10 protein-coding genes and 1 tRNA gene are annotated in these 12709 nt (G+C 31.0%); 3 read left to right on the top strand and 8 right to left on the bottom strand.

Going from position 1 to position 12709, the window contains the following annotated elements; genetic code table 11:
* On the bottom strand, positions 1 to 642 hold a 642-nt coding region (gene dapF, locus AMO19_RS00085; RefSeq protein WP_075506833.1), incomplete at its 3' end, for a diaminopimelate epimerase.
* A 107-nt stretch (positions 643 to 749) separates the two neighbouring features.
* On the opposite strand from dapF, the gene leuS reads away from it, so the two are divergent.
* Positions 750 to 3320, top strand: coding sequence for a leucine--tRNA ligase (leuS, locus tag AMO19_RS00080; RefSeq protein WP_075506832.1), 2571 nt, complete (start codon positions 750 to 752; stop codon positions 3318 to 3320).
* Here leuS and AMO19_RS00075 read toward each other — a convergent pair.
* Positions 3317 to 4900 carry a glucose-6-phosphate isomerase gene (locus tag AMO19_RS00075; protein WP_075506831.1) on the bottom strand — a complete coding sequence of 528 codons (1584 nt, stop codon included), beginning with the start codon at positions 4898 to 4900 and terminating at the stop codon, positions 3317 to 3319. The two genes, leuS and AMO19_RS00075, sit on opposite strands and share 4 nt — an antisense overlap.
* A gap of 182 nt (positions 4901 to 5082) precedes the next feature.
* On the opposite strand from AMO19_RS00075, the gene purN reads away from it, so the two are divergent.
* Positions 5083 to 5739: a phosphoribosylglycinamide formyltransferase gene (gene purN, locus AMO19_RS00070; RefSeq protein WP_075506830.1), complete on the top strand. Its 657-nt coding sequence runs from the start codon at positions 5083 to 5085 to the stop codon at positions 5737 to 5739.
* Here the strand turns inward: purN and argC are convergent.
* Entirely contained in the window at positions 5723 to 6778 is a 1056-nt protein-coding gene (argC, locus tag AMO19_RS00065) for an N-acetyl-gamma-glutamyl-phosphate reductase (RefSeq protein ID WP_075506829.1), read from the bottom strand. The two genes, purN and argC, sit on opposite strands and share 17 nt — an antisense overlap.
* Positions 6779 to 6866: 88 nt before the next feature.
* Here argC and ribBA point away from each other — a divergent pair, with 88 nt between their 5' ends.
* Positions 6867 to 8591 (top strand): bifunctional 3,4-dihydroxy-2-butanone-4-phosphate synthase/GTP cyclohydrolase II, encoded by a 1725-nt coding sequence (ribBA, locus tag AMO19_RS00060; protein ID WP_075506828.1) that lies wholly within the window; start codon positions 6867 to 6869, stop codon positions 8589 to 8591.
* A gap of 4 nt (positions 8592 to 8595) precedes the next feature.
* Here ribBA and AMO19_RS00055 read toward each other — a convergent pair whose 3' ends face one another.
* The 5 genes from AMO19_RS00055 to AMO19_RS00035 form a co-directional block, all read right to left on the bottom strand.
* The gene (locus AMO19_RS00055; RefSeq protein WP_075506827.1) at positions 8596 to 9033 is read right to left on the bottom strand and encodes a peptidylprolyl isomerase; all 438 of its coding nucleotides are present in this window, start codon (positions 9031 to 9033) and stop codon (positions 8596 to 8598) included.
* A gap of 37 nt (positions 9034 to 9070) precedes the next feature.
* Entirely contained in the window at positions 9071 to 9454 is a 384-nt protein-coding gene (locus AMO19_RS00050; protein WP_075506826.1) for a DUF3110 domain-containing protein, read from the bottom strand.
* 34 nt (positions 9455 to 9488) lie between these two features.
* Positions 9489 to 10445 carry a DnaJ C-terminal domain-containing protein gene (locus AMO19_RS00045; protein WP_075506825.1) on the bottom strand — a complete coding sequence of 319 codons (957 nt, stop codon included), beginning with the start codon at positions 10443 to 10445 and terminating at the stop codon, positions 9489 to 9491.
* The gene (gene dnaK / locus AMO19_RS00040) at positions 10396 to 12393 is read right to left on the bottom strand and encodes a molecular chaperone DnaK (protein ID WP_075506824.1); all 1998 of its coding nucleotides are present in this window, start codon (positions 12391 to 12393) and stop codon (positions 10396 to 10398) included. Before dnaK ends, AMO19_RS00045 begins: the two co-directional genes overlap by 50 nt.
* 213 nt (positions 12394 to 12606) lie before the next feature.
* Positions 12607 to 12693: transfer RNA gene (locus tag AMO19_RS00035), tRNA-Ser, on the bottom strand.
* Between the last annotated feature and the right edge of the window lie 16 nt (positions 12694 to 12709).

Below are 12709 nucleotides of genomic sequence, written 5' to 3'. Positions count from 1 at the left end.
TTTGATATTATCTCTATTTAAAATTTGACAAAAATGTACATTAGTTTTTTCAGGAAATAATTCATTATTTTCAAATATAGGACCAAGTCTGGAAAGAACAATTGACTCTATGTCTTTTACAAAGAATATTAAATGAGGATTTCCCATTCCTACGGCATAACCCATATTATTAAAATCTTTTTCAATAAATTCGTGTGAAGGAATTGAATTTATTTTTTTTTCAATTGTTGTTGGAATATTTTGACATTCTAAAATTGGAACTCCCATTTTTACTGTAATTTCATCATTTATATATTTTGCAATTTTTAAACCTGCTTTAGTCTCAATTTTATATTCTATATTTTTATTATTCATTGAATCATTTACGTGGAGATATTCAACTAAACACCTAATTCCGTTCCCACACATTTGTGCTTCAGAACCATCAGAATTAAAAATTATCATTTTTGCATAATTATCTTCATTAGGTTCTTCTATAAAAATCACACCATCTGCTCCAACACCAAATTGCCTGTTACAAATATTTTTTATATCAAATATTTTATTTGTCTTGTAATTTTTATATAATTCATTTCCTCTAGAATCTATTATTACGAAATCATTTCCGTTACCATGATATTTTTCAAAAGTTATATTTTTCATTTTTAGATAATATATTTTAAATTTTAATTATAAATTATTCCTTTTAACAATCTATTTCTATTTTATACAATGGATATTAAAATAATAATTTAACAAATAAAAATTAAGTGATTTCTCCCGATAAACAATATGAGGCTGATACCAATTTATATAATCCATCTGAAATAGAAAAAAAATGGCAGTCAATATGGACAGAAAACAATTTATACAAAACTGATGAATTAACTGAGAATAGTGATAAATTTTATGCCTTATCAATGTTTCCCTACCCTTCAGGGAATCTTCATATGGGACATGTTAGGAATTATGTTATTACAGACTTAATAGCTCGATTCCAAAGGTTTAAGGGTAAATCTGTCTTACATCCAATGGGTTGGGATGCTTTTGGTTTGCCTGCTGAGAATGCTGCGATTGAAAGAGGAATTAGTCCAAGTGTCTGGACTAAAAAAAATATTTCTCATATGAAGTCACAATTAAAGCTTTTGGGACTATCAGTTGATTGGGATAGGGAATTTGCAACATGTGATGAAAATTATTATATTTGGACTCAATATCTATTTTTAGAGTTATACAAGGCAGGTCTTGTATATCAAAAGGAATCAGAAGTTAATTGGGATCCTATAGATAATACAGTCCTAGCGAATGAACAAGTTGACTCAGAGGGTAAATCTTGGAGATCTGGGGCATTAGTTGAAAAAAAATTATTAAAGCAATGGTTTTTAAGAATTACTAATTATGCGGATGAGTTATTGAAGGATTTAGAAAAATTAGATAACTGGCCAGAAAGAGTAAAAATAATGCAAGATAATTGGATTGGAAAGTCAATTGGTGCAAATATTAATTTCAATATCAATACCAATCCAGAAAAGAAAATAACTGTATTTACAACAAGGCCAGATACTTTATTTGGAGTTACTTATTTAGCAATTTCTGTTAATCATTCATTAATTAAAAAAATTACTGATCAGGATACCATACAAGATATAGAAAATCTTAAACAATATTTGAAAAATAATAAAAATAATGAACTTGAAAAAATTGGAATAAAAACTAGCTTAATAGCAATAAATCCAGTTAATTCTGAACCTATACCTATTTGGGTGGCTAGTTATGTTCTTGATGAATACGGAACAGGCGCTGTTATGGGCGTGCCTGCTCATGATCAAAGAGATTTTGATTTTGCCAAAAAAAATAATATTGATATTAAACAGGTAATAATAATGGATAAAAGTGAACAAACTAAAGAGCTTGATGAAGCTTATGTGGAAGATGGATATCTTATTAATTCAAATCAATACAATGGTATAGCAAATACTATTGCTAAATTAAAAATTTCAGAGGTGGGCGTAAATAATGGATGGGCCGAAAATAAGATTCAATATCGTTTAAGAGATTGGTTAATTTCTAGACAAAGATATTGGGGATGTCCGATTCCCATCGTTAATTGCAAAAAATGTGGATCTGTTCCTTTAAACCAATCGGAATTACCTGTTGCATTACCAAAAGATATAGACATCTCGGCTAACAAGATTAATGCTTTAGGTAATAATAATAATTGGATAAATACAACATGTCCAAAATGTGGCATGCCGGCAAAAAAAGAAACTGATACTATGGACACTTTTATGTGTTCATCATGGTATTTTTTAAGATATCCATCTTCAAAATGTTCAAATAAGCCATTTGAAAAGATTGAAATTAATAAGTGGTTACCTGTAGATCAATATGTTGGAGGAGTAGAGCATGCAATATTACATCTGCTATATGCAAGATTTTTCACTAAAGCTTTGCGAGATAATGAACTATTTGATATTGATGAACCATTTAAAAAACTATTAACGCAAGGAATGGTTCAGGCCGCAGCCTATAAAAACAATAAAACGGGTAAATATGTTTCTCCTTCCGATATTACTGACTTATCAAATCCTACAGATCCAATTGACAATACCAAACTTGAAGTTCTTTTCGAGAAGATGTCTAAGTCAAAATATAATGGAATAGACCCTGAATCAGTAATTAAAAAATATGGAGCAGATACAGCAAGAATGTTTATATTATTTAAAGCACCGCCAGAAAAAGATTTGGAATGGGGAGATACAGATGTTGAAGGACAATTTAGATTTTTAAGCAGGATTTGGAAGCTTTATATAAATTGTTCAAAAGATATAAACAGTAAATCTAATTCCTATCCAGATAAAGAAAAAAGTCTAATAAAGTCAATGAATATGGCTATAAAAGAAATTTCAAATGACATATTAAATAACCAATTTAATACAGCTATTTCAGAACTAATGAAGTTTTATAATTCACTATCAAATTCTATTAATGACGTAAATAATAATTTAAAAATTGATGCTTTAAAAACATTTTGTATTTTGTTGGCTCCATTTGCACCTCATATTGCAGAAGAAATATGGCATCTTATAGGATTTAAAAAATCTGTGCATTTAGAACATTGGCCTTCATTTAATGCAGAGGCACTAAAGGAAGATTCATATCAATTAGTAATACAAGTGAATGGAAAAGTTAGAGACAAAGTAAATATTAATAATGATATGAGTGAAGATCAAATTAAAGAATTGACTCTTAAAAGACCTAACATATTAAAGTGGATTCAAGATAAGGATATAAGAAAAATAATTATTGTTAAAGGAAAAATTATGAATATTGTTGTTTAAAAATTTATTTTTTGAATAACTAATGAATTTGGATTTGACCAATCGCCCTTAACTAAATAATTATCATTTCCGAAACACATTTCACGGAGTATAAAAAATATAGGTTCACTGACTGAATTATCAAATAATGCTGTTATGTCATTTATAGAATATTCTCCACCTTCATCTAATAAATTACTTACTTTTTGTTGATAATCAATAATATCTGCGGCTGCTTTCTTTCCAGCTTCAACTCCAGGCTGATCATACGCATTTATATTTACCAATTCAGCGTAGAAGGATACAGCCCTCTCAAATAAAGCGATTAAGGCACCTAGTGAAAAACAATTTAACTTTTCTAACGTGATAGTGATACTTTGTCTGTTTTCACTAGACAGTGCTGATCTTGTTCCTTGCAAAAAACCAGAAAGATATTCTTTAGGATTCTCTTTTTCATCAAAAATATTAGTAGATGGAGAATCTAATAATTCAATAAAAATACAGAAGAAATTATCGATACCATCTCTCAGTTGCTGAACATAAGCATGTTGATCTGTAGAACCTTTATTACCAAAAACGGAAATACCTTGATTAACTACTTCACCATTCCTATTAAATTTCTTTCCTAATGATTCCATTACTAATTGCTGGAGATATTTACTAAATACCTGTAACCTATCTCTATAAGGTAATACGACCATATCTCTCTTTCCAATACCATCCCCAGTTAAATACCATGCGGATGATAATAGTGCTGCTGGATTATTTTTAAAATCGCTTATACGTGTGGCTTCATCCATTAATGATGCACCTCTAATAAATTCAGATATATTTTCATTAATAAGAGCTAATGGAAGTAATCCTACAGAGCTTGTAATACTAGTTCTACCTCCAACCCAATCCTGCAAATTAAATATTTTTAACCAATTTTCAGAAGTGGCTTTTTTAAATAACTTACTATCTTTCATAGTTATAGCTATAGCATTAGAATTCCATTCAAGAGAATTGTTTTCGCAGTGACTTTTAATAATTTCCATAGCAATTCTAGGTTCAGGCGTACCACCTGATTTGCTTACTACTACAAATAATGTTGTTGATAATTTTTCAGATAACTCTTCTAACTTTTCGCTAATTAAGAAAGGATCAACATTATCGATATATGAAAAATTTAAGCCTCTAGAACATTTCTGCAGAGACTCTGTAATAAGTAATGGTCCTAACCCACTTCCACCAATTCCTATCCATAAAACATCAGTATAATGCTGATTATTTTTATTCTTAATATCTCCATTTAAAATTTGTTTTCCAAATTCAGAGATTGCATTAATATCTGCTTTAATTTCCTCTCCTATTGTTAAAGAGGGTGCAATAGATGGATTTCTAAGCCAATAATGTCCGACTTGCCTATTTTCATCAATATTTGAGATTGCACCATTTTCTAATTCATTTATTGATGAAAAAACATCTATAAATTTTTCTTCTAAATCTTTTATCTCTTTACTTGTGAAATTAATTTTGCTTATATCTAACCAAATATTTAATTTTTTATCAAACCAAAGATAATTACAAAATTTATCCCATGAGTTTAAATCTCCATTCATATTATATATTTGTTTCTTTTATTTATTATTCAATTATATCTATAGGAATAGTACATAGATTTAAATCATTTAAATTTGTTTAAATTATTATCTTCAAATAAATATGTTTTTGAATATAAACAATTAATATTGAGGGTTTTTTTTATTTCATATGAAATTATCATTAGATAAAATAAAAAACTTTGCATAAATCATTTAATTACATAATTTCTCCTGAGATATCTGAATTTAGAAGATTTTCCCCAAAATTAAAAATAGGTGTACTTGCTTCTGGGAAAGGAACAAACTTTCAGGAATTAATTAATCTCTCAGAAAAAGGGGAATTAGATATAGACATAAAAGTTCTAATAACTAACAAAGATGATGCAGGTTGTATTAAAAGAGCTAAAAGTAAAAAAATACCTCACAAAATTATAAGAGGCAAAGACTTTCTTCAAAAAGAGGCATTTGAATTAGAAATTTTAAATACATTAATTCATTACGATGTTGAACTTGTCGTTATGGCAGGCTGGATGAAAATAGTTACTCCATTTTTTATTAATAAATTTAAGAATAAGATAATAAATATTCATCCTTCGTTACTTCCGGCATATAAAGGTGGTTCTGCGATAAAGGACTCTATATTAAATGGTTCAAAAATAACTGGTTGTTCAGTACATTTTGTAGAAGAGGAAGTAGATAGTGGATCATTGATAATGCAAGCTGCATTGTCGATTAGAGATGATGATGATGTTGAATCACTTTCCAAAAGAATACAAATGCTTGAGCATAAAATTTTACCTCATTCAATCTCTCAAGCTGGTTTTTTGATAAGAAGCAATTTTATGGAAAATTATTAGTTAAATCAAGACCTTCATCCATAGAAAATCCACAGATAATATTTAAATTTTGAATTGCTTGCCCAGTCTGACCTTTTAATAAATTATCAATTGCAGATAAAATAATAATCCTTCCATTTCGAATATCAACTTTAACAGAAAGGAAAATTTGATTTGTATTTTTAACCCATTTTGTTGAAGGGAATGTATCTACAGGTAAGACTTTAATATTTTTAAAATTTCTATAATAATTATCCAATAGAATTCTGCAATCATCAGAAGTTAATCCTGGATCTCTTAATCTCCCATATATAGTCGAATGCATGCCCCTTGAGATTGGAACCAAATGAGGTGTAAAAAGAAGTTCAATTTTATTTCCAGAAATTAAAGATGCTACTTGCTCGATCTCTGAGGTATGTCTATGGTTTATCAATCCATATGCTGATAGACCCTCTCCACATTCTGAAAAGAGCAGCTTTTGGTTTGGCTCTCGACCACCTCCAGAGGTTCCACTTTTAGAATCAATAACTATACCTTCATTTTCAATGATCCCTTGAGAGAGATAAGGAGCTAATGGAATAAGGGCAGATGTTGGATAACATCCTGGACATGCAATTAATCTTCCCTTTGAAATGGCTTCCTTATTTATTTCAGGAAGACCGTAGACTGCCTCTTTACATAAATCATCATCATTTCTTTTATAGATAGCAGCTTCTTTGGAATATACTTTTTTCCATTCATCTAAAGACTTATATCTGTAATCAGCAGATAAATCAATAACCTTAAGTCCTCTATCTAATAATTTCCTCGTTAATGTTGAAGATAGGCCATTTGGTAAGCAAAGCAAAGCAACCTCTGCATTTTTTGAAATATTATCTACTGAAATTTCTTCTATATAAGGATCGTTATCAAGATAAATAAAAGGGAAATTATCATTCCACTTTGATCCAGATGTTTTATTACCTCCTAAAAATGAAATTTTGTATTTTTTATTTTTCTTTAAAAGATTTACCGCTTGAATACCGCCGTAACCAGTAGCACCTACTATTGCAACATTCATTTCTTTGAATTGGCAGACTTTGAGATAGGATTATAAAGTGTTGAATTAAAGGTAACTAAAACACTATTTTTCTATATTGATAGGAATAATGAAAGAAACAAGTCCCAAATCAAATAATGGAACAATTTTGGATATAAATGAATCTTTTAAAATTGAATTTGATCCTATAAGCGATGCGTTGGCAGCTATAAGAAATGGTGAATGCATTATTGTGGTAGATGATGAAAGAAGAGAAAATGAAGGAGATTTAATCTGTGCTGCGCAGTTTGCAACTCCACAGCAAATTAATTTTATGGCCACTGAGGGTCGTGGTCTTATATGTTTAGCTATGCAGGGTGAAAAGCTTGACTCATTAGATTTACCATTAATGGTAGATAGAAATACAGATGAAAATCAAACAGCTTTTACGATTTCAATTGATGCTGGACCTGAAAATAATGTTACTACTGGAATTTCTGCTGAAGACAGGGCAAAGACAATTCAAGTTGCTATAAACCCAAATACAAAGCCTGATGATTTAAGGAGGCCAGGACATATTTTTCCATTAAGAGCTAAAAAAGGTGGAGTATTAAAAAGAGCAGGTCATACCGAAGCAGCAGTAGATATTGCTGCGATGTCAGGTCTTTATCCTGCTGGAGTGATTTGTGAAATACAAAATCCTGACGGTTCCATGTCAAGACTTCCACAACTTAAAGAGTATGCAAAACAGTGGGGTATGAAATTAATTTCCATAGCTGATTTAATAAGTTATCGGTTTCAAACTGAGAGATTTGTATTTAGAAAATCTGATGCTGTACTTCCAAGTATTTTTGGTAATTTCAAAGCTTATGGATATATTAATGAACTTGATGGTTCAGAACACGTTGCATTAGTTAAACAAAAATCATCAAAATTGAGCGAACCTGTACTAGTAAGAATGCATTCAGAGTGTTTAACTGGCGATGCTTTTGGATCATTACGTTGTGATTGTAGACCTCAGTTAGAGGCTGCTTTATCAAGGATAGAAAAGGAGGAAGAGGGAGTTGTTGTTTACCTGAGACAAGAAGGAAGAGGTATTGGTCTGATAAACAAATTAAAAGCTTATAGTTTACAGGATGGTGGATTAGACACTGTAGAAGCTAATGAAAAATTAGGTTTTCCAGCTGATCTCAGAAATTATGGGGTTGGAGCACAAATATTAACAGATCTAGGGATAAAAAAACTAAAATTGCTTACAAACAATCCTAGAAAGATTGCTGGATTAGGTGGTTATGGAATAGAGGTTATTGAGAGAGTTCCATTAGTAATTTGTCCAAACGATAATAATGCAGAATATTTGAGTGTAAAAAAAACGAAGCTAGGCCACATGATTGATGAAGATAATCATTATTCCAGAAATATCGATCCATTTATTTCAATTTTTCTAGACGGAAAGTATAAATCTATTGATCTTGTTCCAATAAAAAATAACGTGATTAAATTCTGTAGTGATCAAAACATTAATATTAAACTGGAAAGTACCCCGAGATTGTTGGCTTTTTGGAATCGGCCCAAATTAGTTTGGCGAATTTTGCATGATCAGAATAGAACCAATTCAACCATTACTGATGAAGAAATAAAGAATATAGAATTATTTATTCAGTTTTTATCCAATTATGAAAATAGTTCAAAGATTGGAATTATTGTTTCTAGAAACATTGAACAAGCATTACACCCAAAAAGTAGCATTAAACTAATTAATACTAAATTTACTATTAATAATGAAATCTTATATTCTTGTACAAGAAAATTTAATCTAGATAAAGATACATTTAGTATTGTTTTTGAAGGTTAAATTACTATTTTAAAGTTGCTTTTAGAATTTTTGAACCATTACTAAGCTTTAGTACTACATCCATATCTTCAGTCTTGCCAAAAACAGTATGAACTCCATCGAGATGAGGCTGTGGTTCATAAACTATAAAAAATTGACTGCCACCAGTATCCTTTCCGGCATGAGCCATAGAAAGTGAACCTTTTAGATGTTTATTGGAATTAATTTCACACTTAATATTATATCCAGGGCCTCCAGTTCCAGGCATACCCGATGCTCCATCACGAGTATTTGGACATCCACCCTGAGCCATAAATCCAGGGATAACTCTGTGAAAGGCTAAACCATCATAAAAACCATCACTAATTAAACTGGTGAAGTTTTTGACCGTATTAGGTGCGTCATCAGAGAAAAATTCAATATTAATGTTTCCAACTTCTGTTTCAAATAATGCTGTAGTCATGTTTTATTTGTTTAGTAATTAATTAATATTTTAATAGTTAAAGCAACTTTTCAAGGTTTTCCTTAATGGTATTTATATCAATATTATCTTTGTTATTGTTATTGTCTTCCTCCCAATTTTCAACTTCTAGGTTTTTCTGGGGTGGTGAGATTAATAACCTATCTTCTGCTGTTTTAGGTATAAAATTTTGTTCTACTAATTTGCATTCATAATCTAATTTTTTGCAGAAATCTTTTATTTCCTCTATGTTGATCATTTCAACTGTTGGCAAAGGAAAATCTTGAGCTTCTAGTAGACCACAATATCTTATTGCATCATCCTTATCTTCAAACATAAGAACAATGGTCCTTCCTTTAAGTTCGATTGAATGAATTCCTTCTTTATCTGTTCCTGAATTATATAAAAGAACAAATATGTTCATAAGTATCGATTTTTTCTATTTATATAATATTTGATTAAGAATCAGAAAGTGATAATTCTTGTAATCTAGTATATAAAGCAATTTCTTCATCATTAATATCAGCTGGTATCACTACCATGATTTCAACATATTGATCACCTACATTATCTTCGAATGTTAAACCTCGACCTTTCAAACGTAACATCCTTCCCGTAGATGATTTTGGAGGCACTTGAAGTGTGACATTTCCATCAAGGGTAGGAACCTCTACTGCACAGCCAAGAAGAGCATCATGAGGAAATAGCTCTAATTTATAAAGAACTCTTAAACCATCAATTCTTAGACCACTTTCCGTTTGAACTTTTAACTGCAGATAATGATCCTTTCCTCCTCTTGCAATATTCTCAAGTCTTAATCTCCATCCATCTCCAGCAAAAGGAGGTGTATCAACTTCTACTACGGTTTCATCTTCAAGCTCTATTAAGATTGAAGCTCCATTTAAGGCCTCTTCCGGGGTTAATTCAATTATTGTCTCGATATCTTGGTGGAGTTTAACTGGAGGCGGCTCCTCCGGAGAGGTTGTAGGATATTCATAATTATTAAATTCGTCATTATTAGTATTTATCAATTCATCTTCAAATGTTTCATTATCATATTCCTCGTAATTCTTTGGTGAGTATTCATATCCAAATAATGAATCAAGATAATCTTGAAAATCTGGAAAACCTGTCTTGAAATTTTTATCGTCTTCATGATCAATTTTTTCATCCGAACTATTTTTTCTTACATCTGGATCACTAAGATATTCGTATGCTTCGTTAATTAATTTAAATCTTTCTTCTGCATTAATATCGTTTTTATTTAAATCTGGATGCCATTTTCTTGCTTCTCTTCGAAAGGCCTTTTTAAGTTCATTATCATCGAAATCAGGGGATAAGCCCAAAATCGACAAATAGTCTTTTTTAGAGGAAGTAGTCATTGTCCCATGGATCATCGTCCCTAGAATTACCATACCTCGAATTTCTATAATTTCTATTCATTTGATTGTCCCAAGGGTCATCATCCCAATAATCATCAGAAAAGAGTTCATCCTTTAATGATCCAAATGTATTTTTAATGCTTTGTAAGGGATTATTATCAGTTTTCTTTTCTGCCGCAAATTTTCTATTTAAGCCGAACAATGCTTCTTGTAGAGCGCTTACTGATATTTCTAATTCTTGAGGATCTTCATCATCTATATAATCTTCAACATCTTGAATTGCTAATTCAACAGCTCGTTGTTGCCTCTCAGCCCCATAAGGTCCAAATTCTAATGAAGCATCCCTAAGTCTTCTCTCAGCTTGAGCAATAAGAGTTAAAGCGCTGTTTTTTCTATCAATTACAGATCTTCTCTTCCTATCTTCATTAGCTTTTGATTTAGCTTCTTCAATTATCGAATTAATTTCTTGTTCATTTAAATTAGAACCTCCAGAAATTGTAACTGTTTGCTTTCTTCCAGTTGTTCTATCAGTTGCACTTACTTCTAAAAGGCCATTAGCATCAATATCAAATGCTACCTGTACTTGAGGTATTCCTCTTGGAGCTGGAGGTATTCCTGATAGTCTAAATTTACCAAGTGATTTATTTTCAGAGGCTAAAGGCCTTTCTCCTTGACGTACTTGAACAACTACTGATGATTGATTAGCTTCTGATGTACTAAAAACGTCCGATTGTCTTACTGGTATTGGTGTATTACGAGGAATAAGTACCTTCATAAGACCACCAATAGTTTCTAAACCTAAAGATAAGGGAGTAACGTCATTTAGGAGTAAATCTTGTAAATCGCCGTTGATTATTCCGGATTGTATTGCTGCTCCAATTGCAACAACTTCATCTGGATTAACTGATTGACAGGGATCATTAGGAACAAGGGTCTTTACTAATTGTTGAACCATTGGAATTCTCGTGCTGCCACCCACAAGAACTACTTCATCTATATCATCTGCGTTCCATCCGGAGTCATCTAATGCTATTTGCACAGGCTCTAATAATCTATCTAAAAGATCTTGAGATAATGATTCAAATATTTTTCTATCTAAGGTCTCCTCAATATGTAATGGACCCTCCTTACTAGTAGTGATAAAAGGTAAGGATATTTTTGTTTTTTGCAACCCAGATAATTCACATTTAGCTTTTTCGGCGGCTTCAGTTAATCTTTGTAAAGCTTGTCTATCCCTCCTTAGATCAATTTCATATTTAGCAAGAAATTTTTCAGCAAGCCAATCCACAATTTTTGAATCAAAATTGTTTCCACCTAGTTGAGTATCTCCACAAGTTGCTTTAACATCAAACACACCATTAGAAATTTTTAATAATGAGACGTCAAATGTTCCTCCCCCTAAATCAAAAACCAAAACATTATTAGATGAACTTTTTTCAAAACCATAAGCTAATGCTGCTGCTGTAGGTTCATTTAAGATTCTATCTACTTTTATACCAGCCAATATTGCAGAATCCTTTGTAGCTTGCCTTTGAGATTCATTGAAATAGGCAGGGACTGTAATAACAGCAGAGTCAACAGTATCTCCAAGATATGTTTCAGCATCATTTATTAATTTTCTAATTAATGAGCTAACTAATTCTTCTGGTGCATACTCTCTTTCAGTATTTGGACTAAGAACCCTAACGCTTCCAGTATTATTAGCCTTTACATTGTATGGAACAGAAATACTATTTTCATCTAATTCATCCCAGTCACTACCAATAAATCTTTTTAGGTTATAGAAGGTATTCTTAGGATTTAGAACAAGTTGTCTTCTTGCTTGATCTCCAATTACTATTTCTTTGTCTTTTGTAAATCCAACTATTGAAGGCGTAGTTCTAGAGCCTTCAGAATTAGCAATAACAATTGGACGACCAGCTTCAATAACTCCAACAACAGAGTTAGTAGTACCCAAATCTATTCCAACTATTTGCCCCATGATTTTAGATCGCTAAATTAAAGCAAAATTTACTAATAATTTAATTAATTTTTTTCTTAGATATTTACATATAATAGTAAAAATCAAATATTTTCAACTTAATTTAAATAAAAAAAATTTTTTATAACTTGTTAATAGGATAGCTATCTACTATAAAAGATATTTTGAAGACAAAGGTGTTGATGTAGTTAACCAAAATAAACTAATATAAAACGGAGAGAGAGGGATTCGAACCCTCGATAAAGTTGCCCCTATACAGCATTTCCAGTGCTGCGCCTTCAACCACTCGGCCACCTCTCCCAAGATAATCATTTTA

Source organism: Prochlorococcus marinus (assembly GCF_001180245.1).
Lineage (GTDB): Bacteria > Cyanobacteriota > Cyanobacteriia > PCC-6307 > Cyanobiaceae > Prochlorococcus_A > Prochlorococcus_A marinus_F.
Note: the sequence above shows the minus strand (reverse complement) of the source record. Positions and strands in the feature narration are given on the sequence as shown.